Origin of the sequence: Massilia niastensis DSM 21313 (genome assembly GCF_000382345.1) — a bacterium.
Classification (GTDB): domain Bacteria; phylum Pseudomonadota; class Gammaproteobacteria; order Burkholderiales; family Burkholderiaceae_D; genus Telluria; species Telluria niastensis.
Window position 1 is genome coordinate 1 of the sequence record NZ_KB908160.1, and the last position, 18,930, is coordinate 18,930.

Annotated in this window: 22 protein-coding genes and 1 pseudogene; 6 read left to right on the plus strand and 17 right to left on the minus strand. The window is 65.2% G+C overall.

Features of this window, described 5'->3' with window-relative positions; translation table 11 throughout:
• Nucleotides 1–388: 388 nt before the first annotated feature.
• From H162_RS0127605 to H162_RS0127630, 6 genes are all read right to left on the minus strand, one after another.
• The gene (locus H162_RS0127605) at nucleotides 389–1,447 is read right to left on the minus strand and encodes an AI-2E family transporter (RefSeq protein ID WP_020656720.1); all 1,059 of its coding nucleotides are present in this window, start codon (nucleotides 1,445–1,447) and stop codon (nucleotides 389–391) included.
• Nucleotides 1,448–1,565: 118 nt separating this feature from the next.
• Nucleotides 1,566–2,153 carry an SCO family protein gene (locus H162_RS0127610; protein ID WP_020656721.1) on the minus strand — a complete coding sequence of 196 codons (588 nt, stop codon included), beginning with the start codon at nucleotides 2,151–2,153 and terminating at the stop codon, nucleotides 1,566–1,568.
• Nucleotide 2,154: 1 nt separating this feature from the next.
• Nucleotides 2,155–3,048 (minus strand): heme o synthase, encoded by an 894-nt coding sequence (cyoE, locus tag H162_RS0127615; protein ID WP_020656722.1) that lies wholly within the window; start codon nucleotides 3,046–3,048, stop codon nucleotides 2,155–2,157.
• Nucleotides 3,045–4,196 (minus strand): COX15/CtaA family protein, encoded by a 1,152-nt coding sequence (locus H162_RS0127620; protein WP_040788406.1) that lies wholly within the window; start codon nucleotides 4,194–4,196, stop codon nucleotides 3,045–3,047. Before H162_RS0127620 ends, cyoE begins: the two co-directional genes overlap by 4 nt.
• A 4-nt stretch (nucleotides 4,197–4,200) precedes the next feature.
• Nucleotides 4,201–4,848 carry an SCO family protein gene (locus H162_RS0127625; RefSeq protein ID WP_229452302.1) on the minus strand — a complete coding sequence of 216 codons (648 nt, stop codon included), beginning with the start codon at nucleotides 4,846–4,848 and terminating at the stop codon, nucleotides 4,201–4,203.
• Entirely contained in the window at nucleotides 4,826–5,551 is a 726-nt protein-coding gene (locus tag H162_RS0127630) for an SURF1 family protein (protein WP_020656725.1), read from the minus strand. Before H162_RS0127630 ends, H162_RS0127625 begins: the two co-directional genes overlap by 23 nt.
• A 33-nt stretch (nucleotides 5,552–5,584) precedes the next feature.
• On the opposite strand from H162_RS0127630, the gene H162_RS0127635 reads away from it, so the two are divergent.
• The gene (locus H162_RS0127635; protein WP_020656726.1) at nucleotides 5,585–5,785 is read left to right on the plus strand and encodes a twin transmembrane helix small protein; all 201 of its coding nucleotides are present in this window, start codon (nucleotides 5,585–5,587) and stop codon (nucleotides 5,783–5,785) included.
• Nucleotides 5,786–5,930: 145 nt separating this feature from the next.
• Here the strand turns inward: H162_RS0127635 and H162_RS0127640 are convergent, their stop codons facing one another.
• From H162_RS0127640 to H162_RS0127670, 7 genes are all read right to left on the minus strand, one after another.
• Nucleotides 5,931–6,803 carry a cytochrome c oxidase subunit 3 gene (locus tag H162_RS0127640; protein WP_020656727.1) on the minus strand — a complete coding sequence of 291 codons (873 nt, stop codon included), beginning with the start codon at nucleotides 6,801–6,803 and terminating at the stop codon, nucleotides 5,931–5,933.
• A gap of 48 nt (nucleotides 6,804–6,851) precedes the next feature.
• A complete protein-coding gene (locus H162_RS0127645; RefSeq protein WP_020656728.1) occupies nucleotides 6,852–7,064 on the minus strand; it encodes a DUF2970 domain-containing protein in 213 nt (70 codons plus the stop codon).
• Nucleotides 7,065–7,072: 8 nt separating this feature from the next.
• A complete protein-coding gene (locus H162_RS0127650) occupies nucleotides 7,073–7,624 on the minus strand; it encodes a cytochrome c oxidase assembly protein (protein WP_020656729.1) in 552 nt (183 codons plus the stop codon).
• A gap of 1 nt (nucleotide 7,625) precedes the next feature.
• Nucleotides 7,626–7,745, minus strand: a complete 120-nt coding sequence (locus tag H162_RS35075; RefSeq protein ID WP_020656730.1) for a cytochrome oxidase small assembly protein — start codon at nucleotides 7,743–7,745, stop codon at nucleotides 7,626–7,628.
• Nucleotides 7,746–9,341, minus strand: coding sequence for a cytochrome c oxidase subunit I (gene ctaD / locus H162_RS0127660; RefSeq protein ID WP_020656731.1), 1,596 nt, complete (start codon nucleotides 9,339–9,341; stop codon nucleotides 7,746–7,748).
• A gap of 21 nt (nucleotides 9,342–9,362) precedes the next feature.
• Entirely contained in the window at nucleotides 9,363–10,547 is a 1,185-nt protein-coding gene (gene coxB, locus H162_RS0127665; protein ID WP_084677157.1) for a cytochrome c oxidase subunit II, read from the minus strand.
• Nucleotides 10,548–10,890: 343 nt separating this feature from the next.
• Nucleotides 10,891–11,784 (minus strand): methyltransferase domain-containing protein, encoded by an 894-nt coding sequence (locus H162_RS0127670; protein WP_020656733.1) that lies wholly within the window; start codon nucleotides 11,782–11,784, stop codon nucleotides 10,891–10,893.
• Between the two features lie 97 nt (nucleotides 11,785–11,881).
• Between H162_RS0127670 and H162_RS0127675 the strand changes: the two genes are divergently transcribed.
• The 4 genes from H162_RS0127675 (at nucleotide 11,882) to H162_RS0127695 (ending at nucleotide 15,119) form a co-directional block, all read left to right on the plus strand.
• On the plus strand, nucleotides 11,882–12,622 hold the full coding sequence (locus H162_RS0127675; protein ID WP_020656734.1) for a ComF family protein: 741 nt from the start codon (nucleotides 11,882–11,884) through the stop codon (nucleotides 12,620–12,622).
• Nucleotides 12,623–12,646: 24 nt separating this feature from the next.
• The gene (gene trmL, locus H162_RS0127680; protein WP_020656735.1) at nucleotides 12,647–13,117 is read left to right on the plus strand and encodes a tRNA (uridine(34)/cytosine(34)/5-carboxymethylaminomethyluridine(34)-2'-O)-methyltransferase TrmL; all 471 of its coding nucleotides are present in this window, start codon (nucleotides 12,647–12,649) and stop codon (nucleotides 13,115–13,117) included.
• Between the two features lie 219 nt (nucleotides 13,118–13,336).
• Nucleotides 13,337–13,873, plus strand: a complete 537-nt coding sequence (locus H162_RS33640) for a PAAR domain-containing protein (RefSeq protein ID WP_020656737.1) — start codon at nucleotides 13,337–13,339, stop codon at nucleotides 13,871–13,873.
• A gap of 676 nt (nucleotides 13,874–14,549) precedes the next feature.
• Nucleotides 14,550–15,119 (plus strand): PEP-CTERM sorting domain-containing protein, encoded by a 570-nt coding sequence (locus H162_RS0127695; RefSeq protein ID WP_020656738.1) that lies wholly within the window; start codon nucleotides 14,550–14,552, stop codon nucleotides 15,117–15,119.
• 18 nt (nucleotides 15,120–15,137) lie between these two features.
• Here the strand turns inward: H162_RS0127695 and rfaE2 are convergent, their stop codons facing one another.
• Together rfaE2 and H162_RS0127705 are read right to left on the minus strand one after the other, a co-directional pair.
• Nucleotides 15,138–15,611, minus strand: coding sequence for a D-glycero-beta-D-manno-heptose 1-phosphate adenylyltransferase (gene rfaE2, locus H162_RS0127700; protein ID WP_020656739.1), 474 nt, complete (start codon nucleotides 15,609–15,611; stop codon nucleotides 15,138–15,140).
• Between the two features lie 23 nt (nucleotides 15,612–15,634).
• Nucleotides 15,635–16,822, minus strand: coding sequence for a PilT/PilU family type 4a pilus ATPase (locus tag H162_RS0127705; RefSeq protein ID WP_020656740.1), 1,188 nt, complete (start codon nucleotides 16,820–16,822; stop codon nucleotides 15,635–15,637).
• A gap of 145 nt (nucleotides 16,823–16,967) precedes the next feature.
• On the opposite strand from H162_RS0127705, the gene H162_RS0127710 reads away from it, so the two are divergent.
• Nucleotides 16,968–17,909 (plus strand): LysR substrate-binding domain-containing protein, encoded by a 942-nt coding sequence (locus tag H162_RS0127710; RefSeq protein WP_020656741.1) that lies wholly within the window; start codon nucleotides 16,968–16,970, stop codon nucleotides 17,907–17,909.
• 19 nt (nucleotides 17,910–17,928) lie between these two features.
• On the opposite strand, the gene H162_RS0127715 is transcribed toward H162_RS0127710, so the two are convergent.
• Nucleotides 17,929–18,633, minus strand: coding sequence for a PEP-CTERM sorting domain-containing protein (locus tag H162_RS0127715; RefSeq protein ID WP_169444592.1), 705 nt, complete (start codon nucleotides 18,631–18,633; stop codon nucleotides 17,929–17,931).
• Between the two features lie 173 nt (nucleotides 18,634–18,806).
• A pseudogene (locus H162_RS34535) lies at nucleotides 18,807–18,930 on the minus strand (IS5/IS1182 family transposase); the annotation flags it as partial.

Here is an 18,930-nt window from a genome sequence, read left to right on the forward strand (position 1 = left end):
TTTCAGTTTGCCATTCGATCCATCGAGCAGCATGCAATCAAGCTTGGCTTTGGCAACGTCTACACCCAGGTAAAACATGAATTCTCCTTGTATTCTCGATCATCACACTCACTCTCCTTGTGCATGCAGGGTCATTGCCCTTGGCTACCGTCCAGTGTTGGATATGGTGTGAGAATGAGGTGAAGGGCTTGATCTACGTTACAAGGTCGGGCCTTCAGGGTGGGCTCAAGCTGGTCTTCACCTCGATTGGCGGTAGCTAACCACCAATATGATCAAGATACAAGGGTGGGCGGCTTTGCCGCCCACACGTGGATAGTTAGCGGCAAGATCATCCGGTGCGGTTTCGAAACTGCCAACCATCACCGCGTGGGCGGCAAAGCCGCCCACCCTACCGCTGCTTGACGATCGGATCCTTCGTCCCGGTCCACTCGCTCATCAGGGAATACCCCACCGCCAGCAGCACCGGCCCGATGAACATCCCGACGAACCCGAAGGCGATCACCCCGCCCAGCACGCCCAGCAAGGTGAGCAGGAACGGCAAGCTGCTCCCCCGGCTGATCAGCATCGGCCGCACCACGTTGTCCACCCCGCTGATCAGGAACGCTCCCCACACCACCATGAAGATCGCCCACCCGGTCTCGCCCTGCATGAACAGCCACAGCGCCGCCCCGCCCCAGATCATGGGCGGGCCGACCGGCACCAGGGAAGACAGGAACACCATCGTCGACAGCAGCGGCACCGCCGGCACGCCGGCGATCGCGAAGCCGATCGCCGCCACCACGGCCTGCGCCAGCGCGGTGCCGAGCAGGCCGTACATCACGCCGCGCACGGTCTGGCTCACGGTCTTCGACACCGATTCGGCGCCCTCGCCCATTACCTTGCGCATGGTCACCGCCACCACGTCCAGCAGCAAATGGCCGTCGCGGTACAGGAAGAAGCTGACGAAGGCGGCCAGGCTCATTTGCGCCACGCCGGTGCCGAGCATGATGCCGCCTGCCACCAGCCAGCGGCGCGCCGGCTCCAGCATGCGCTGGGCCAGCCCGACCATCTGCTCGCGGCTGGCGATCAGCTCGCGCAGGTAGTTGTCGATCGAGGTCCCGACCAGCGGAATCTCGCGGACCCAGGACGGCGGCATCAGCTCGCGGTGTTCGACCAGGTAGCGCAGCTCCTCGAAGCCCTTGGCGACGTCGTCGGCCAGGTTGTAGGCGACCATCGACAGCGGAGCGATGATCAGGAGCGTCAGGGAGAGCGTGATCGTCAGCGCCGCGGCGGTGCGCTGGCCGCGCATCAGGGCCAGCAGGCGCAGGTACAGCGGCCAGGAGGAGATGACGACGGCGGCCGCGAACAGGATCGCGGGCAGGAAGGGCCTGAGGACGTAGAGACAGCCAAGCGTCAGCAGGACGACGATGGCGATTCGGGTGTAGTTCCTGCCTCGGGCTGGTTCCATGCCGTCCTGTTGTCCTAATGCCGTTCAGTCAAGCCATGTACGGTGGGCGGTCATGCCGCCCACCCTACGGGTCCTTATCTGAACGGCATTACGTCCTGTTGAGATGGTGTTTGTTCCATCATAGCAGCTGGCGCAGGTCGCTGGCGATCGGTGCGGGCCCCTGGCCGTGGCGCAGGAACAGGCGCAGCTTGCCGTCGCGGTCGAACACATAGCTGCCGGCGGTGTGGTCCATCGTGTAGCTGCCCGGCTCGTTGCCCGGCACCTTGGCGTAGAACACCTTGAATTCCTTGGCCGTGCGCGCCGTCGCCTCGGCATTGCCGTACAGGCCGATGAAGCGCTTGTCGAAGGCCGGCACGTAGTGCGACAGCAGTTCCTGGGTGTCGCGCTCCGGGTCGAGGGTCACGAACAGCACCTGCACGTCGTCCGCCGACGGGCCGAGCTCCTTCATCACGGTGGCCATTTCGGCCATCGTGGTCGGGCACACGTCCGGGCACTGGGTATAGCCGAAGAACAGCACCACCACCTTGCCGCGGAAATCCTGCAGGGTGCGCGGCTTGCCGGTGTGGTCCACCAGCGCGAAGCCCTTGGCGTAATCGAGGCCGGTCACGTCGGTGTTGTTGAAGGCCAGCGGCCTGGAACCCAGCTTGTCGCAGCCGGCCCCGAGGACGGCCAGCGCGAGGACGCCGGCGGTAAGCAGTTTTTTCATGTCAGAACTTGAAGTAATGATCGACCAGCAGCGCCGCGAACAGCAGCGAGAGGTAGACGATCGACCAGGTGAAGGTCTTGCGCGCCGCCATGTCGCTGTAGTGGCGGTGCACGCGCCACGAATGGCGCAGGAAGATCGCGTTCAGCACGACCGCCGCCGCCAGGTAGATCAGGCCGCTCATGCCGACCGCGAACGGCAGCAGGGTGGTCGCCGCCAGCGCCACCGTGTACAGCCAGACCTGCAGGCCGGTGAACTTCATGCCGTGGGTGATCGGCAGCATCGGCAGGCCCGAGCGCGCATAGTCGTCGCGGCGGTACATCGCCAGCACCCAGAAGTGCGGCGGGGTCCACATGAAGATGATCATGACCAGCAGCCAGGCTTCCATCGGCACGTCGTTGGCGACCGCCGCCCAGCCCAGCGCCGGCGGCATCGCGCCGGACAGCCCGCCGATCACGATGTTCTGCGGCGTGTTCGGCTTAAGCAGGAGGGTGTAGATGAAGGCGTAGCCGACGAAGGTGACCAGGGTCAGCCACATGGTCAGCGGATTGACCAGGGTGTACAGGATCCACATGCCGAGCCCGCCGAGGGTGGCCGAGAAGACAACCGTCTGGGCGGTGCTCAGTTCGCCCATGGCGGTGGCGCGGCGCGCCGTGCGCGCCATGCGCGCGTCGACCTCGGCCTCGACCAGGCAGTTGACCGCGAACGCGGCGCCGGCCAGCAGCCAGATCCCGGCGGTGCCGGCGATCAGGGTCTGCCACCCCGGGAAACCGTCGGTCGCGAGGAACATGCCGATCACCGCGCAGAACACGGCCAGCTGCGTCACGCGCGGCTTGGTCAGGGTCCAGTACTGCGAGAACCGGCTCGGGGCTTTATGGATGGCTGTCTGCGTCGTCATCGGTGGGTGCTTGCTGGCGTGGCAAAATCGTGCGCAGGAAGGGCACGGACCACGTCGAGTTGGAACTTCACCCGGTAGTTTAACATGGTCACCAGAATCACTAGCAGGGCCGCTCCGGCGTTATGCAGGACGGCGATCGCCAGCGGGAAGTCGAAATAGACCGTGGCGATGCCGGTGAACAGCTGGGCCAGCAGCACCAGGGCCAGCCGGCGCGCGGTCGGGCGCAGCTCGACATGTTGCCAGGCACGCAATATCGCCAGCCCCAGCACCGCCACCACGACCAGCGCCGACATCCGGTGCACCCAGTGGATCGCCACCAGGGCCGAGAACGGCAGGTAATGGCCGGCCGCGGTCTTGCCCAGCTCGCGCCACAGGTGGAAGCCATGCTCGAAGTCCATCGGCGGCACCACCTGGCCGTCGCACAGCGGGAATTCGTCGCAGGCCAGGGTCGCATAGTTAGTGCTTACCCACCCGCCCAGCGCGATCTGCACGGCCAGTACCACGGCGGCCAGCAGCGCCAGGGTGCGCAGGCTGCGCAGCGCAGCCGGGTCGCGCGGCGGCGCGGGCGGCTTCATCAGGAAGTCTTCGCGTCCGCCCAGCCAGGTCAGCATCGCCAGCAGCGCCATGCCCAGCAGCAGGTGGATGGTCACGATCACCGGCTGCAGCTTCAAGGTCACGGTCCAGGCGCCGAACGCGCCCTGCACGCACACGAACAGGAACAGCGCCAGCGGCATGCCCGGCGCGAAGGCTTTCGCGCGGGTGCGCCGCCACTGCATCACGGCGGTGAACAGCAGCGCCATGATGATCACGCCGATGCCCATCGCCAGGTAGCGGTGGATCATCTCGATCCAGGCCTTGGCCACGGTGACCGGGCCGGTCGGCATCGCGGCTTCGGCCGCGGCGATCTCCTCGTGCGCCAGGAAGGGATTGGCCATGCCGTAGCAGCCCGGCCAGTCCGGGCAGCCCAGGCCGGAATCGGTCAGGCGCGTGAAGCCGCCGAACACGATCAGGTCGAAGGTCAGGAATACCGCGATCCAGACCAGCTTGCGGTACTTGTTGGCGTCCGAGGACATCCACACCATGCACAGCGGCAGGCTGGCGACCAGCAGGCCCATCAGGCCCAGCTGCAGCAACGAAGAAGCTTCCATGCGTTTATCCGATCGCCGAGGCCTTGAGCAGTTTGGCAATGTCCTGGTACACCCGGCGCCGATGGGTCTCAGCCGCCTTCGGTTCCTCCGGTTCCTTCGCGAAGCGCATCATCAGGTTGCCGAGCGGGTCGATCAGGTAGATATGGTCGGCGGCGCTGCTGCCGGCCTCGGCCGGCAGCCATGCCGCGACCGCGCCGGCCGGCGCGCGCAGCATCTCCATGCCGTCGTATTGGCGGATCGTCATGGTGTCGAGCGGCTGGTCGTCGGTCACCAGCCAGACGCGCTCGATGCGGTCCATGTTCTTGCCCTGCATCAGGCGCCACTGGCGCATGGCGTGCAGCTGCTTCTGGCAGGCGTCCAGGCATTCGCCGCCGCCGACCTTCAGCATGATCCATTTGCCGGACAGCTGCTCCAGCGTGCGCGGCCGGCCGTCGAGCGTGGTGCTGGAAAGCAGAGGGATCGGATGGGCGCGCGGGTCGATCAGGGCGCCGTAGTTGGTGCGGCCTTCCGGCTTGATGACGTAATAGGCAAGGTAGGAGGCGATCAGCGGCGCCGCGCACACCAGCAGCACCGCGAACAGCTTCCAGCGGCCGCGCCGGCGCGCCTTGTCCGGGCTGATCCTGTTCGAATTAATTGCGTTGTCTTGAACCACTTCGAAATCCCGTAATCACAAAAAAGAGGATGGCCATGGCCGCCAGCGCATACCACTGGAAGGCATAGCCGCGATGCTTGTCGATCCCGGCGGACGGCAGGGGCCAGTCGCGCGCCAGGTCGTCGCCCGGACCCGCGGGCACGGTCTGCTGGACGAAGAACGGCTGCAGCGCCAGGGAGCTGGCGCGCGCCACCGCGCCCGGCTCCAGGTTCTGCACGATGGCGCCCGGCGCCAATGGCGCCTGCGTCCCCAGCTCCATCACCTGCCCGGCCGACGCCACCACCACGCCTTCCAGCGTGACGGCGCCGCCCGGGGTCGCGAACGCGGGCAGCTTGCCGTACTCCGCCTGGCGCGGCAGCCAGCCGCGCAGCACCAGGACGTGGGTGTCCGAACCCGCTATTTTAAACGGCATCACGAGATACAACCCGGCCTGCCCCTTCAGCGGCCGGTTGGCGAGGAACAGCGGCCAGCCGGCGACGAACTGCCCGCTGACCTTCACCCTGCGGTATTCGAGCGGCGCGGCGGCGGCCAGGTCGGGACCGAGCGCCAGCGGCGGCTCGGCGGCGCGCGCGGCCTGGCGCGCCTGCAGGGCGGACTTCTGCTCCGCCCTGCCCTGCTGCCAGTTGCCGAGGACGATGCCCAGTACGGCCAGGAGCAGTGCGGCGATGGCGGGAATCAGCCGAAAACGGAACGCGAACCGCATTACAATGATGCCTCATCCTTTCCCGGCCCGACCATGAAACTCTTCGTTGCCATCGCCTTCATCCTGATCCTCGCGAGCCTGGGTTCGGCCCTGTTCTTCCTGATGCGCGACAAGGGCCGCAGCAATCGCACCGTGCATGCGCTGGCGATGCGGGTGGGCCTGTCGATCGCCCTGTTCCTGTGCCTGCTCGCCGCCTACAAGATGGGCTGGATCGCGCCGACCGGGTTGCGCTGATCCCGCAAAAATGCAGGGTGGGCGGGTCTCCCGCCCACGCGTTCAAGGATTGCCGGCAAGCCGCTCGCCTGCCGGTTGAACGCGTGGGCGGAGAATCCGCCCACCCTACGATTGTTCCACAATGTGACGCGCAGCGCCTTCCCGCTTACAGCCAGTAGACGACCACGTACAGGCCGAGCCAGACCACGTCGACGAAGTGCCAGTACCAGGCCGCGCCTTCGAAGCCGAAGTGATTCTCCGGCGTGAAGTGCCCGCGCAGCACGCGGTACAGGATCACCGACAGCATGATCGCACCCATGGTCACGTGGAAGCCGTGGAAGCCGGTCAGCATGAAGAAGGTCGAGCCGTAGATGCCCGAGGTCAGCTTCAGGTTCAGTTCCTGGTAGGCGTGCATGTATTCATAGACCTGGAAGCCCATGAAGACCGCGCCCAGCAGGATGGTGGCGAACAGCCAGATCGCGGTTTTCGCACGGTGGCCGGCGCGCAGCGCGTGGTGGGCGATGGTCAGGGTCACGCCCGAGGTCAGCAGCAGCGCGGTGTTGATGGTCGGGATAGGGAACGGGCCCATGGTCTGGAAGCCGTCCACCACGCCGGCCGGGCCGGTATTGCCCCACTGCGGGGCGAAGTCCGGCCACAGCACCTTGTGGTCGAGGTCGCCCAGCCACGGCATCGTCACCGCGCGCGCATAGAACAGCGCGCCGAAGAAGGCGCCGAAGAACATCACTTCGGAGAAGATGAACCAGCTCATCGACCAGCGGAAGGACGAGTCGATGCGCTTGCTGTACAGCCCCGATTCGGACTCGCCGATCGCGTCGCCGAACCAGAAATACAGCACGGCCAGCATGGCGGCGATGCCGGCCAGGCAGACCGCCGGCCCCCAGCTCATGCCGTTGACCCAGCCGGAAGCGCCGGCCATGGTCGTGAGCATCGAGATGCCCCCCAACATGGGCCAGCGCGATGGTCCCGGCACGAAGTAGTAAGGCGCGGTGTGCGAAGGCGCGGTATGTGGCGAACTCATCTTTATCTCCTCAATCAAACTCTATTTTCGAATTGTTGGGTGTCTTTTCTATTGCGATACCGCGAAGCGCACCGCCAGCATCAGCACGCCGATGAACAAGGCAACCCCGATCAATCCCGCGATGATCACGTGGACCGGGTTCAGGTTGGCGGCATCCTGCTCGTAGTCGCGGCGCTTGCGCACCCCGAAGAACGACCAGAACACCGCCTTCATCGTCGCCAGGAAGCTGCCCTTGCGCCGGTGCGGCTTGCTCTCTTCCATGCTGCCTCCTAGTTGGCGGCGACGGCGCCGCCGATCTCGAAGAAGGTGTACGACAGGGTGATGCTCTTCACTTCGCGCGGCAGCTCCGGATCGATGAAGAACACCACCGGCATCTGGCGCGCCTCGTTGGCCTTCAGGGTCTGTTCCTGGAAGCAGAAGCACTCGACCTTCTTGAAGTGCGGCGTGGCCGACTGCGGCGCATAGCTGGGAATCGCCTGCGCCTTGACCGCCCTCGCCTGGGTGTTGACCACTTCGTACATGACCGTGGCCAGCTCGCCCGGATGCACCTCGATGCTGCGCTGGGTCGGCCGGAAGCGCCACGGCCCCTGGGCATTGCCGTCCAGTTCGATGACGATGGTGCGCGACCTATCGACCTGGGTATTGGTCGGCGCCGCGACCATGCCATCCTTCTGGGTCAGCACGTTAATGCCGAGTACCTCGCAGATCTGGCGGTACACCGGCACCAGCGCATACCCGAAGCCGAACATCATGATCGCCACCAGCACCAGCTTGCCCAGCATGGTGCGGTTCAGGCGCAGCAGCTTCTTGCCGGCTTCCATCTCAGCTCAGCCAGGTGAACTTGACGAACACGCTCACGAAGAAGAACAGCGCGACCCCGCCCAGGATCAGGGCGGTCTTCAGGTTGTTCGGCTTGCGCGGCGCGGCGTTCATGGCGCTCATTTACTTCACCAGCGGCGGGGTTTCGAAGGTGTGGAACGGCGCCGGGCTCGGCACGGTCCACTCCAGGCCTTCCGCGCCGTCCCACGGCTTGGCCGCGGCCTTCTCGCCGCCGCGGATGGTCGGCAGCACCACGGCGAGCAGGAAGTACACCTGGCTCAGGCCGAAACCGAAGGCGCCGATCGACACGATCATGTTGAAGTCGGTGAACTGGGTCGCGTAGTCGGCGTAGCGGCGCGGCATGCCGGCCAGGCCCAGGAAGTGCATCGGGAAGAAGGTGATGTTGAAGGTGATCAGCGACAGCCAGAAGTGGATCTTGCCGCGGCCTTCCGGATACATGTGGCCGGTCCACTTCGGCGCCCAGTAGTAGAAGCCGGCGAACAGCGCGAACAGCGAGCCCGCCACCAGCACGTAGTGGAAGTGCGCCACCACGTAGTAGGTGTCGTGCACCACGATGTCGATCGGGGTCACGGCCAGGATCAGGCCGGTGAAGCCGCCCATCGTGAACACGAAGATGAAGCCGACCGCGAACAGCATCGGGGTCTCGAACGTCATCGAGCCCTTCCACATCGTGGCGACCCAGTTGAACACCTTCACGCCGGTCGGCACCGAGATCAGCATGGTGGCGTACATGAAGAACAGCTGGGAAGTCACCGGCATGCCGGTGGTGAACATGTGGTGGGCCCAGACGACGAAGGACAGGATCGCGATCGAGGCGGTCGCGTAGACCATCGAGGCGTAGCCGAACAGCGGCTTGCGGGCGAAGGCCGGGATGATCTGCGACACGATGCCGAAGGCCGGCAGGATCATGATGTAGACCTCGGGGTGGCCGAAGAACCAGAAGATGTGCTGGTACATCACCGGGTCGCCGCCGCCGGCGGCATTGAAGAACGAGGTGCCGAAGTGGCGGTCGGTCAGGGTCATGGTGATCGCGCCCGCCAGCACCGGCATCACGGCGATCAGCAGGTAGGCGGTGATCAGCCAGGTCCAGCAGAACATCGGCATCTTCATCAGGGTCATGCCCGGCGCGCGCATGTTCAGGATGGTGACGATGATGTTGATCGAACCCATGATCGACGAGGCGCCCATGATGTGCATCGCGAAGATCGCCATGTCCATGCCGATGCCCATCTGGGTCGACAGCGGCGCATACAGGGTCCAGCCGGCGGCGGTGGCGCCGCCCGGGACCAGGAAGGAACCGGCCAGCAGGATCGCGGCCGGCGGCAGCAGCCAGAACGAGAAGTTGTTCATGCGCGCGAAGGCCATGTCCGAGGCGCCCACCTGCAGCGGGATCATCCAGTTGGCGAAGCCCACGAAGGCCGGCATGATCGCGCCGAACACCATCACCAGGCCGTGCATCGTGGTCAGCTGGTTGAAGAACTCCGGACGGAAGAACTGCAGGCCCGGTTCGAACAGCTCGGTGCGGATCATCAGCGCCAGCACGCCGCCCGAGAGCAGCATGATGAAGGAGAACCACAGGTACAGGGTGCCGATATCCTTGTGGTTGGTGGCGAACAGCCAGCGGCGGAAGCCGTGCGGATGGTCGTGCGCGTGGTCGTGGCCGTGGTCGTCGGCGTGATCGAGAGTGCTGGTAGTCATTTCAATATCCCTGAAGCTAACTTACTTGCGTGCAGCCAGAACCTCGGCCGGTTGAACGATGTTTTCCGCGGCCTTGTTCGACCAGTTGTTGCGGGTATAGGTGATCACGGCGGCGATCTCGGTATCGGACAGCTGCTTCCAGGCCGGCATGGCCGACGGATACTTGCCGCTTTGCTGGCCGTTCAACAGGACTTCGATCTGCGGATGCTTGGGGCCGTTCACGAGGGCGGAGCCGTCCAGCGGCGCGAAGGCGTTCGGTATGCCCTTGCCGTTGGCCTGGTGGCAGGCCACGCAGTTGGTGTTGTAGACCTGCTCGCCACGGGTCTTGAGCTCGTCGATGGTCCAGACCTTGTTCGGGTCGTCGGCCAGGGCCGCCATCTCCTTCTTCTTGCCATCGACCCAGGCAGTGTACTCCTCGGCCGACACCACGCGCACCACGATCGGCATGAAGGCGTGGTCCTTGCCGCACAGTTCGACGCAGTTGCCGCGGTAGACGCCGACCTTCTCGGCCTTGAACCAGCCGTCGCGCACGAAGCCCGGGATCGCGTCCTGCTTGATGGCGAAGGCCGGAATGGTCCAGGCGTGGATCACGTCGTTGGCGGTGAACACCATGCGGATCTTCTTGCCGACCGGGACCACCATTTCATTGTCGACTTCGAGCAGGTAGTTTTCGCCGCGCTGCTCGGTTGCCGGTTCGCCCGGCGCGCCGACCTGGGCGCGCGGGGTCGACAGGTTCGACAGGAAGGAAATGCCCTCCCCCTCGCCCTTCAGGTAGTCGTAGCCCCATTTCCACTGCATGCCGGTGGCCTTGATCGTGACGTCGGCGTTCGTGGTGTCCTTCAGCGCGACCACGGTCTTGGTGGCCGGCAGCGCCATGCCGATGACGATCAGGAAGGGGACGATGGTCCAGGCGATCTCGACGGCGGTGGATTCATGGAAGGTGGCGGGCTTGTGGCCGAGCGACTTGCGGTGCTTGAACACCGAATAGAACATGACGCCGAACACGCCGATGAAGATGACCAGGCAGACGATCATCATCCAGTTGTGCAGGGAATAGATATCGGCGCCGACGCCGGTCACGGGGGTCTGCATGTTCAGCTGGTGTTCCACCGGCCGGCCCGTGACGTCCGGTGCCGCCCACGCAGGAATGCCGGCAGTTACTGCAAGGCCGAACAGCATGGCCCCAAGTCGCATTGCATAAGTCATGTATGTCCCCAACCACCCAAAAATAAGAATATTTTTACAGGGTCGGCAATCCCGCGAACAAACCGCCGCCCCTCCGAACGTCGTTCGCAGAGGGCTGCCGGGTCGTCCCGCAAAATTGCGCTGCGGAATGGTGGAAACCATCTCGCCCAGCCATGTCAGCGTGATGCTGCCAGGGCCGGGCGACTCTGCGGATGCTGCAATTCAGTTCTAACTCCCGTCCAGTCCTGCCACTTTTTTCAGCAGCTTTCTGATCTGGAACAAAAAATTAGCAATTGATTATATCGGACGCTAATATTTATTCAAGAAAAATTGGGCTATGGACAGACTCTGCATGCGCGCCGGGTCAGCGCGGCTTGGGCGGCTGGAAGCGGATGATCGCCTCGCCGGAGGCCGTCACGCGCGGGGCCGGGCGGAAAGCGTGGCCGTAGATGACCTCGAAGCTCAGGCCCAGTTTGCCGTCCGGACGGCGCTGCGCCTCGAAGGCGGCGAGCACGCGCCGCCAGGCGGCGCGCCCGATCAGGCCGCGGCGGCGGGTGTCGAGCGGATTGCCGCCGAGGGCGCGCACGTCGGCCAGCAGGGCCTGCGGGGTGTCGTAGGTGACGGTGATGCGCTCCATGTCCATGACCGGCGTCGAGAAGCCCGCCTCGACCAGCTGGTCGCCGAAATCGTGCATGTCGACGAAGGGCAAGGTATGCGGAACGGGATCCAGCACGGCGAAGGCGTCGCGCACTTCCTGGAAGGTGTCGGGGCCGAAGCTGGAGAACATCAGCAGGCCGTCGACCCGCAGCACGCGCCGCCATTCGGCGAACACGGCGTCGGGCTGCGGATGCCAGGGCAGCGCCAGGTTCGACCACAGCAGGTCGAGCGAGTTCGGTCCGAACGGCAGGCTGCCGAAGTCGCCGCAGAGGATGTCGACACCGGCCTTGGCCGGCAGGAAACGGCTGAGCATCTGGTTCAGCGAGCGGGTGGCCGGCGCCGGCGCCCTGGCGGCGCGCGCCATCGCCTCGCCGCCGTCCAGGCCCAGGATCTGGGCCGCCGGATAGGTCTTCTGCAGCAGCGCCAGGTCGGCGCCCGCGCCGCAGCCCGCGTCGAGCACCTGCTTCGGTGCAATCTTCACCAGCGACAGGCGCTCGTGCATGCGCTGGGCGATCTCGCGGCGCAGGAAATCCGAGGGCGCGATGCGTTCCGGGCGCGCGAACAATGCGCGCACGCGCGCCAGGTCGATCGGGGCGCTCATGCCGTTCATATTGGATGGGGATTGAGGAGAAGCCATGGAAGGGATGCGTACAAATGAGATAATGCGGGAGTGTACTCGTTTGTAGGAATCCGAGCCGATGCCTGCATGCCCGCACCGATGGCGAAGCTGGCCGCGCGCCCTGCTGCGGGCGCTGCTGCCGTCCGCGTGCGCGCTGTGCGGTGCGGCGGGGACGGATGCCGTCTGCGCCGGCTGCGAACGCGCCTACGTGGGCGCGCGGCCGCGCTGCCCGTGCTGCGCCAACCCCGTGGGGCCGCTCGACGCCGGCCGGCGCTGCGGCGCCTGCCTGGCGGCGCCGCCCGCCTTCGATGCGACCGTGGCCGCCTGCGACTATGCCGCCCCGCTCGACGGCCTGGTGCTGCAGCTGAAGTTCGGCGCCCGCCTGGCGCTGGCGCCCTGGATGGCGCGCGTGCTGCGCGACAGCGCGCTGGGCGCGCCGGGGCTGGCGCTCCCTGAGCTGCTGTGCCCGGTGCCGCTGGGCGCGCGGCGGCTCGCCGAACGCGGCTACAACCAGGCGCTCGAAGTGGCGCGCCCCCTGGGCGCCGTGCTCGGGATCGCGCTGGCGCCGCGGCTGGCGCTGCGGGTGCTGGAAACGCAGGCGCAGTCCGGTATCGCACCGGGCGCGCGCAGGAACAATGTACGCGGCGCCTTCGCGCTGGCGCCCGGCGCGTGCGAACGGGTGCGCGGGCGCCATGTGGGCGTGGTCGACGACGTCATGACGAGCGGCCACACCCTGGACGCGCTGGCCGCCGTGTTCAAGAAGGCAGGCGCGGCGCGCGTGACCAATATCGTGTTCGCGCGTACGCCGCCCCATGCATGAAAGTTAAACAGATAGGAGAATGCGTTGTTCCACGTCGTACTGGTCGAACCAGAAATCCCGCCGAATACCGGCAACGTGATCCGCCTGTGCGCCAACACCGGCGTGCAGCTGCACCTGATCGAGCCGCTCGGCTTCCCGCTGGACGACGCCAAGATGCGGCGCGCCGGCCTGGATTACCACGATTACGCGACCATGAAGGTGCACAAGGATTGGGCAGCCTTCCTGGCCGATGCGAAGCCGGACCCGGCGCGCATGTTCGCGCTCACCACCCACGGCTCCTCGCCCTTCGCCGAAGCCAGGTTCCAGCCGGGCGACGTGTTCGTGTTCGGCGCCGAATCGCGCGGCCTCGATCCCGCCCTGCGCGAGACCTTCCCGCCGGCCCAGCGCATCCGCCTGCCGATGCGGCCGGACAACCGCAGCCTGAACCTGTCGAACACGGTGGCGGTCGTCGTCTACGAAGCCTGGCGCCAGAACGGCTACGCGGGCGGAACCTGAGGATGGGGTCCGCGCGCTTCTTCGCGATCAAGCGCCGGGCCGATCCGTCGAATACATTCCGCAACAAGTTGTGGGACGCCTATTACGCGCCGCATTGACCTTGGCTTAAACGGATCCGGCAACGGGTAACACCCCTCCTGTTTCGTTGGGCTGACTCAAGCCGGGGCAGCCATCGCCCGCTACATTGGCTCCATCTTCGACATCCCGAAAAGAGAGCGCATGGATATCATTGGATGGATCCGCCAGGGCGACCAGGCCGCATGCGGTGGCGTGGTCGCCGAGGGCGACCCGACCCGCTCGAGCCATGGACGCGCCTTCGCCTACCAGGGCGCGCGCATGGCGTGCCGCAAGAACTGCGTGATCGCCGAGGGCTACCTCCACGCCACGCTCGCCAATCGTCGCTGCCAGGTCCTGCACGGCATGGCGACCAGCGCCGGGTGCCCGCTGGCCTCCACCCTCAACGATGTGGACGGCGTCGGCAACGGGAAGCGGGAAGCCATCCCCGTGCGCTTTGTGCAGGACGGAGACGGCGCCTGGAGTGGCCGAATGAACGAAGGCCATGACCGGCACTTCGTCCTGGTCGATGAACATACCGGGGAATCGCTCCCCGTTCGCCATGACCGCATGGGCTGCAATGGCGAGGTCGTCGAAGGGAAAACCGATGCGGACGGACGCACCGGGAAACCGACATCGGATGATCCCGCCGAGGTGCATATCGAGATCATGCCGGAGGGCTACGAGGGAGCGGACGGATGATGTCGCATTCAGTTGTCGCGGCCACCGCTCCCTAACCCTGAAATCCGATACTGCGCCGGTAAAAATCAAAGTCAACAAGCCGCGCGGCACGGTGTATTGGGGCGGCGCTGGACTCGCCGACATGTCTCAAGCTCGACGCTCCTTGAGTTCGTGGACGCTTGCCAGGCAAATGTACAAGTCCGACGAAGGTGGCGAAGGAATCGGTCATTTTTACCATGCAAGCCCGAGCGTGGAAGGCGCGCGCAGAAGACGGGAACCGGCCAGACTCATCTATCGCCAAGGGCTCGGATGAATGCAAAATCACTTCTCAAGGCCGTAGCGATTTTCTTCATGTTCCATCCCCAGCTTCTTGATGGCGACCGGATTGGCTTACCTGGCAAAAATCAGGCTTTCCAGGAAATGGTTCCTTTTCCCCTATGTTGGCCCGCACCTCACAATCATCGTGCTCGCTCTTCCCGGCAAGTTCGGGACTTGACACCGTCACCGCGCCTGGAAGCGCGGCCACATCCTCCGCCCAGAACCTTCGAGGCCTTGTGGCAACAGGGCGACATCGACAGCAACAGAACACGACAGTTGCGGCAAAGAAGAGTACCCTAGCCACATCATCACATGTCAAGCATGCGGACGTGACATTTTACGTTCCACCCAGGCGCCCCCTGCATTATTCGAGGTATTCATGAAGAAGCTTTTCACCGCCGGCGCCCTCCTCCTCGGCTGCGCTGCCGCCCACGCCGATCCCATTTCCTGGGGCTTTTCCTTCAGCGGTTTCTACGACAAGGAAGCCGATGTCTTCCTGACCGGCGAAGCCATCACCGGTTCGTTCAAGGGGAACGACCTGGATCGCGACGGCCTGCTCGAAAAAGACGAACTCCTGGCCCTGGTGATCGGGGAAATGGACTACGTGGCCTGTGCGGCCGGCAGCAATGCCTGGTACCAGTGCGGCGCCACCGCCTTTTCGTTCTCGACGGATGCAGGCCTGTCCTTCAGCGTCGGCAGCTATGGCAGCGATCCCGAAGGCTGGGTCGGCGGCGGCAAGCTGATCACCGTCGGCGACATGCACTACGCCTACGACTACAACCCGGGCGGCACCGCCGAGCGCCACCTGTACTGGACCAGCGATACCCACCTGACCATGATCTCGCAGGTGCCGGAGCCGGCCACCTGGGCGATGTTCGGCGCCGGCCTGCTCGCGCTCACCTGGAGCATGCGGCGCCAGCGGGCCCGGGCGCGCAGCACGGGCGCCTGAGACGGCAGCCGCGGCGTATCAGCCGCGGATCCTGGCCACCAGTTTCGTCGTCGAGCGGTCGTGCTCGAAGTCGATCGCGACCGCGCGGCCGCCGTAGGCCAGCACCGCCTGCCCTTCGGGGATGGCCTTCATGTCGTAGTCGCCGCCCTTGGCATAGATCTCCGGGCGCGCTTCCTGCACCACTTCCAGTGCCGTGTCTTCCTCGAAGTCCACCACCAGGCTCACCGCTTCCAGCGCCGCCAGCACCGCCATGCGGTCGGCCAGCGTATTGTGCGGGCGGTCGTCGCCCTTGCCCAGGCGCTTGACGGAGGCGTCGGTATTCACCGCCACCACCAGCGAGGCGCCCAGCTCGCGCGCCTGCGCGAGATAGGTCACGTGGCCGCGGTGCAGGATGTCGAACACCCCGTTGGTCAGCACCACCGGCTTGGGCAGTGCCCCGATGCGCGCCTGGAGGTCGGCGCGCGTGCAGATCTTGTTTTCGAATGCAGGCATGGTTCTTTTAATCGTTTGATCGTTTACTGCTTGGGTGCTTCTTCGTCGGCTTCTTCCTCGATCGCCATCGACAGCTCGCTGGCCTTCACGCCGCCGCCATCGCCAGGGCCCTTGCGGTCGCCCGAGAGCTTGATCTGCAGGCGCAGGCCGTTGGCCGAGTCGGCATTGCGGATCGCCTCGTCGTAGCTGATGAAGCCCCGGTTGTACAGCTCGAACAGGGCCTGGTCGAAGGTGCACATGCCGAGCTCGCGCGACTTGTGCATGATCTCCTTGATGCTCTGGAAATTCCCTTTCAGGATCATCTCGCCGATGGTCGGCGTGTTCAGCAGGATCTCGATGGCCGCCTTGCGGCCCTTGCCGTCCTCGGTGCGCACCAGGCGCTGCGAGACGATCGCGCGCAGGTTCGAGGACAGGTCCATCAGCAGCTGGTTGCGCCGTTCTTCCGGGAAGAAGTTGATGATCCGGTCCATCGTCTGGTTCGCGTTGTTCGCGTGCAGGGTGCCCAGGCACAGGTGGCCGGTCTCGGCGAACGCGATCGCGTGCTCCATGGTTTCGGTGTCGCGGATCTCGCCGATCAGGATCACGTCCGGCGCCTGGCGCAGGGTGTTCTTCAGCGCGTTGTGCCACGACAGGGTGTCGACGCCGACCTCGCGGTGCGTGATCAGGCAGTTCTTGTTCTTGTGGACGTACTCGACCGGATCCTCGACCGTGATGATGTGGCCGGCCGAATGGCTGTTGCGGTAGTCGATCATGGCCGCCAGCGTGGTCGACTTGCCCGACCCCGTGCCGCCGACGACCAGCACCAGCCCGCGCTTGGTCATGACCACGTCCTTCAGGACTTCCGGCAGGTCGAGCTTCTCGAAGTTCGGGATCTCGGACGCGATCGTGCGCACCACCATGCTCACGCTCTGCTGCTGCACGAACACGTTGACGCGGAAGCGGCACACGCCCGGCAGCGAAATCGCAAAATTGCACTCCATCTCGGCTTCGAACTCGGCGCGCTGGCGCTCGTTCATCAAGGACATGGCCAGGGCGCGCGTCACTTCGCCGCTCAGGCGCTGCTGGCTGAGCGGTTTCATGGCCCCCTGGTGTTTCATGCTAGGAGGAAAGTCTGCCGAAATGAAGAGGTCGGAACCGCCCTGATGATGCATGACGGTCAACAGTTTGTGGATGTAGGCCTGGGCTTCCGCCGGGCCGAACGTCGAGGACATGCGGGCCTTTCAGTGAAGAGCAGGCAAAATCGGCCTGCCCGGCAATTATATAGACTATGATTCCCGTTAAAATAATATTTCATGGCTGGCTGGCCGCCCCCCTCCGTCGGGACTGGCGCCATGCGCGCCTACCCAGAGACGACCTATGACCCTGACAGAGCTGAAATACATCGTCGCCGTCGCGCGCGCCAGGCACTTCGGCCATGCCGCCGAAGCCTGTTTCGTGGCCCAACCTACCCTGTCGGTCGCCATCAAGAAGCTCGAGGACGAGCTGGGGGTCACCCTGTTCGAGCGCGGCGGCTCCGAAGTCTCGGTGACGCCGCTGGGCGCCCAGATCGTGGCGCAGGCCGAGCGCGTGCTGGAACAGACCGCCGCGATCAAGGAACTGGCCAAGCAGAACAAGGACCCGCTGGCCGGGCCGCTGCGCCTCGGGGTGATCTACACGATCGGGCCCTACCTGCTGCCGCCACTGGTGAAGAACCTGATCGACACCGTGCCGCAGATGCCGCTGGTGCTGCAGGAGAACTACACGCACAAGCTGCTGGAACTGCTGCGCCAGGGCGAGCTCGACGCCGCCATCATGGCGCTGCCGCTGCCGGACCACGGCATGTCGATCCAGCCGCTGTACGACGAACCCTTCATCGTCGCGACGCCCAGGCACCATCCATGGGCCAGCCGCAAGGAGATCTCGGCCGAGGACCTGAAGAGCGAAACCATGCTGCTGCTGGGCGCGGGCCACTGCTTCCGCGACCAGGTGCTGGAAGTGTGTCCGGAAATGGCGCGCTTCTCGGCGCCGGGCAATGGGATGCAGCGTACCTTCGAAGGTTCGTCGCTGGAAACGATCCGCCACATGGTCGCCAGCGGCATCGGCCTGACGGTGCTGCCGCGCGCCTCGGTGGCCGACATGAAGGATCCGAACGGCCTGCTGACCTATGTGCCGTTCTCGGCGCCGGCGCCGTCGCGCCGCGTGGTCATCGCCTGGCGCAAGAGCTTTACGCGGCGCGCCGCGATCGATGCGATCATCCGCGCGATCGGGGAATGCAGGTTGCCGGGGGTGGCGATGGTGGCGCTGGAGGCGGCCGCCTGACGGTGGCCGCCCGGTCAGCTTAGGACTTCTTTGCAGTGTGGCGGCGGCGCAGCGCGCCGAACGCCATCACGCCGGCGCCAAGCAGCGCGATCGAGCCCGGCTCCGGCACTTCGCCATCACGTTCGAATGCGCCCACGTACACGGTCTCCGGCGCCGACTGGGTCGTGTTCGCGGCGAACTGGATGCCGCCACCGACCACGCATTGCGACAGGACCGGGCAGAACTCGATGGCTGCCGCGGCCTGGGCGTCGTCCAGGACGAAGCGGTGCGCGCCCGACTGGCCGATGCCGCCGCGGTCGCCGAGGACCAGGTCAGGCCCTATGTACGAGAAGAAGGTCCGCGTGTTGCTCAGCGTATTGAACAGGCTGAGATACAGGTCGGTCAGGGTTGCCGTATTGCCGGGCGCGCCTTCGCTGATGTTCACGACAAAGCCGAGCTGGCCGGCGTTCTGGAGACCCTCGATATCGTCGAGGAAATACGTATTGTTGATGGCCTGGTTGTCGCCGCCCGCCAGGCCCAGATCGCAAGTCTGGGCCGGTGATCCCGGGTCGCCGCCGGCATTGTGGGTCACGCAACCCGACTCGATGTTGTTTTGCGGCCCATTGTTCTGCACCGTCACCACGGTTGACACATTGCCAAGGCCGGTACCGGTCCCCTGGGGACCGGCGACGTACACCAGATTGGCAAACGCCGGCGATGCACACGCGAGGATCGCTGCGCTCACTGCTGCTTTCAGGATCGTTTTCATCACTAGGGAAGCGCTGATTTAATCGATATTTTTCTCGTGGCCGGAGCTGTGCTGTCGACGCTGGCTTGACGAGCAGCGAAGCGAGTATTTTTGCCCCAGCACGGCGTCGCGAGACGATTTTTGAGGTATCCCTGCGAGTTTTTCTCCGCTCAAGACGGAGTTCTGGCGCGAGCGCTTCCGAAGGTTCGTCCAGCCAGCACCAGATTTGCAAACGCAAACAGGGCAAACAGCTGCGTGGTGTTCTTTGCCAGCCCACGATAGCGTGTCTTGCGA

Coding starts and splice junctions, on each gene's coding strand:
- H162_RS0127605 (WP_020656720.1), bottom strand. CDS start 1,447: ATGGAACCAGCCCGAGGCAGGAACTACACCCGAATCGCCATCGTCGTC.
- H162_RS0127610 (WP_020656721.1), bottom strand. CDS start 2,153: ATGAAAAAACTGCTTACCGCCGGCGTCCTCGCGCTGGCCGTCCTCGGG.
- cyoE (WP_020656722.1), bottom strand. CDS start 3,048: ATGACGACGCAGACAGCCATCCATAAAGCCCCGAGCCGGTTCTCGCAG.
- H162_RS0127620 (WP_040788406.1), bottom strand. CDS start 4,196: ATGGAAGCTTCTTCGTTGCTGCAGCTGGGCCTGATGGGCCTGCTGGTC.
- H162_RS0127630 (WP_020656725.1), bottom strand. CDS start 5,551: ATGCGGTTCGCGTTCCGTTTTCGGCTGATTCCCGCCATCGCCGCACTG.
- H162_RS0127635 (WP_020656726.1), top strand. CDS start 5,585: ATGAAACTCTTCGTTGCCATCGCCTTCATCCTGATCCTCGCGAGCCTG.
- H162_RS0127640 (WP_020656727.1), bottom strand. CDS start 6,803: ATGAGTTCGCCACATACCGCGCCTTCGCACACCGCGCCTTACTACTTC.
- H162_RS0127645 (WP_020656728.1), bottom strand. CDS start 7,064: ATGGAAGAGAGCAAGCCGCACCGGCGCAAGGGCAGCTTCCTGGCGACG.
- H162_RS0127650 (WP_020656729.1), bottom strand. CDS start 7,624: ATGGAAGCCGGCAAGAAGCTGCTGCGCCTGAACCGCACCATGCTGGGC.
- H162_RS35075 (WP_020656730.1), bottom strand. CDS start 7,745: ATGAGCGCCATGAACGCCGCGCCGCGCAAGCCGAACAACCTGAAGACC.
- ctaD (WP_020656731.1), bottom strand. CDS start 9,341: ATGACTACCAGCACTCTCGATCACGCCGACGACCACGGCCACGACCAC.
- coxB (WP_084677157.1), bottom strand. CDS start 10,547: ATGACTTATGCAATGCGACTTGGGGCCATGCTGTTCGGCCTTGCAGTA.
- H162_RS0127670 (WP_020656733.1), bottom strand. CDS start 11,784: ATGAGCGCCCCGATCGACCTGGCGCGCGTGCGCGCATTGTTCGCGCGC.
- H162_RS0127675 (WP_020656734.1), top strand. CDS start 11,882: ATGCCTGCATGCCCGCACCGATGGCGAAGCTGGCCGCGCGCCCTGCTG.
- H162_RS33640 (WP_020656737.1), top strand. CDS start 13,337: ATGGATATCATTGGATGGATCCGCCAGGGCGACCAGGCCGCATGCGGT.
- H162_RS0127695 (WP_020656738.1), top strand. CDS start 14,550: ATGAAGAAGCTTTTCACCGCCGGCGCCCTCCTCCTCGGCTGCGCTGCC.
- rfaE2 (WP_020656739.1), bottom strand. CDS start 15,611: ATGCCTGCATTCGAAAACAAGATCTGCACGCGCGCCGACCTCCAGGCG.
- H162_RS0127705 (WP_020656740.1), bottom strand. CDS start 16,822: ATGTCCTCGACGTTCGGCCCGGCGGAAGCCCAGGCCTACATCCACAAA.
- H162_RS0127710 (WP_020656741.1), top strand. CDS start 16,968: ATGACCCTGACAGAGCTGAAATACATCGTCGCCGTCGCGCGCGCCAGG.